Below are 2469 nucleotides of genomic sequence, written 5' to 3'. Positions count from 1 at the left end.
CCTTTGCGGGCGTTGAGCAGTTCCCGGAAGTTGAAGATCACCTGGGTGCGCTTGGCGAGGGAGGTGTCGCGCCAGGCGGGGAACGCGGCGGCGGCGGCGTCGATGACGGCGCGGGCGTCCTCGACGCTGGCGAGGGCGACCTGACCGGTGACGGCACCGGTCGCCGGATTCGTCACGGGCGCGGTGTTGCCGCTGGTACCGGCGAAGCTCTTGTTGTCGAACCAGTGCGAGATGGTCCGGCCTTCGGCGGAGGGCGAAATGGTCCGGGTCTGCGCTGCGCCATCGCTGTGTGTCATGGGTGTCCTTACCGAGAGAGCCGATACGCGGAAACTCCGCGCGAAGTGCGATGTCTTCACTGTGGTCCGTCAACGAGCGCCCGGAGCCCGACGATCTGTAAGGAAATCCGACCTCTGCTTTACACTGCGTAAATGCAGCCCACCATCGTCGACATCCTGGCGCTCCCGGTCGTGCAGGCGGGAACACCCGAGGTGATCGGCGGCGGACCGCTCGACAAGCCGGTGCGTTGGGTGCACGTCAGCGATCTACCCGATTTGTCGAACCTCCTCCAGGGTGGCGAACTCGTCCTCACCACCGGCCGGCCGCTCGCGGACGACTCGTCGAGCGTGGCGTACCTGGAGGGACTGGCCGCGGCGGGCGCAGCCGGACTCGTCGTCGAACTCGGCGTCCACGTCGACACTGTGCCGGAAGGGGTGGCGCACGCCGCCGACAGACTGTCGTTCCCCGTCATCGCACTGCACCGCCAGATCCGGTTCGTCGAGGTCACCGAGGAAGTGCACCGATCGATCGTCGCGGAGCAGTACGACGAGGTCGCGTTCGCCCGGCACGTGCACGAGGTCTTCACCGACCTGAGCATGAAGCGGGCATCGCTCGGTGAGATCGTCGACGCCGCGGCCGGAATGCTCGGCGCCCCGATCGTGCTCGAGGACCTCAACCGGCAGGTGCTGGCCTTCGCGGCGCAGGGAACCACGGCGGCGGATCTCCTCGCCGAGTGGGAACGTCGGTCGCGGCTGACGCCCGTATCGCATCAGACCGCGATCGACGGCCCGGAGTCGTGGACGACGACGCCCGTCGGCGCGCATCGGCAGGAATGGGGACGACTCGTCGCCCCTCGCCCCGTCGCCGCCGAAGGTCGGGCGCGGATGGCCCTCGAGCGTGCCGCGCAGGCGCTCGCACTGAACCGCATGGTCGAGCAGGACCGGACCGCGCTCGAGCAGCAGGCCCAGAGCGGGCTCATCGACGAACTCCGCCGCGGACGCGTCCAGGACGAGGCCGAGGCGACGGCGCGCGCCCATGCGCTCGGCCTCCGGCCGGCACTGACCTACCTGCCGATGACGGTCCGGGTCAGCGAAACCGCCAGCGCCGACCAGGTTCTCGCGCAGCGGCGGCGTGTGAACATGCTGGACGCCGTCCGCCACGCGGTCCGGACGTCGCGGCAAACCGCACTCACCGCGAACACCCGCGCCGGACAGATCGACCTGCTCCTGTCGCATCCGCCGGCGTCGACACCCGACGCGCTGTCCGAACTCTGTGCGGCGATCCGTGCCGCGCTCACCCGGCTCGACGGCGTCCTCCACTGCACGATCGGCGTCGGTCCCGAATCGACCCGGCTCCTGGACGCCGCGGGCGGCCTGACGGAATCGGCTCACATCGCCGAGGTCGCGCTGTCGTTGCCACCGGGCGACAAGGTCTTTCACCGAGCTGCCGACATCCGGTTGCGCGGTCTGCTCGCCCTCATCCGGACCGATCCGCGGGTGCAGGCCTTCGCCGAGACCGAACTCCGCGGCCTGCTGGAGCATCAGGCGCGACACGGCGGCGACAGCGTCGACGTCCTGCGCAGCTTCCTCGAACTCGGTGGCAACAAGACGGAACTCGCGAAACAACTTCACCTCTCTCGCCCCACGCTCTACGCGAAACTGGCCACGATCCAGCGCCTGCTCGGTGTCGACCTGGACGACGCCGAGTCCCGGACGTCGCTGCACACGGCCATGCTGATCCTGCGGCTCCGCCACCCGTGAGTACTTGTTAACGGCGGGCGGTTAATAAGTACTCACGGGGCGGAGCCACTCTCCGAACATCCTTCGACGACGACCGGATCAGGGTGTCGGCATTCGAATAGCCGCGAGCCAGTACCCCAGTATCAAGAATTATCTTCACAACTATTGGCAGGAATGGACGCTTTCTTCACCATTGGCACCTACCAATCGAATTTCCGACAGCACGGAGCTCTCATGAAGATCGGCATCCCCCGCGAAATCAAGAACCACGAATACCGGGTGGCCATCACCCCCGCCGGTGTCCACGAACTCACCGAACGCGGCCATGAGGTGATCATCGAATCCGAAGCCGGCATCGGCTCCTCCTTCGCCGATGAGGACTTCAAAGCCGCAGGCGCCCACATCCTCCAGGCCGCCGACCAGGTATGGGACACCGCCGACCTGCTCCTGAAGG

Annotated in this window: 2 protein-coding genes and 1 pseudogene; 2 read left to right on the top strand and 1 reads right to left on the bottom strand. The window is 67.4% G+C overall.

From position 1 onward, the window contains the following. Positions 1–296, bottom strand: a 296-nt coding sequence (locus HGB39_RS37910; RefSeq protein ID WP_210753243.1) for an aldehyde dehydrogenase family protein, incomplete at its 3' end; no start/stop codon positions are given. A 132-nt stretch (positions 297–428) separates the two neighbouring features. On the opposite strand from HGB39_RS37910, the gene HGB39_RS37905 reads away from it, so the two are divergent. Next, positions 429–2036: a PucR family transcriptional regulator gene (locus tag HGB39_RS37905; protein WP_005574880.1), complete on the top strand. Its 1608-nt coding sequence runs from the start codon at positions 429–431 to the stop codon at positions 2034–2036. Between the two features lie 213 nt (positions 2037–2249). Continuing rightward, positions 2250–2469: pseudogene (locus HGB39_RS37900) on the top strand (alanine dehydrogenase); the annotation flags it as partial.

Origin of the sequence: Rhodococcus opacus, from assembly GCF_012396235.1 — a bacterium.
Lineage (GTDB): Bacteria > Actinomycetota > Actinomycetes > Mycobacteriales > Mycobacteriaceae > Rhodococcus_F > Rhodococcus_F opacus.
The sequence above is the reverse complement of the archived record's forward strand: the minus strand, read 5'-3'. Positions and strand labels throughout refer to the sequence as shown.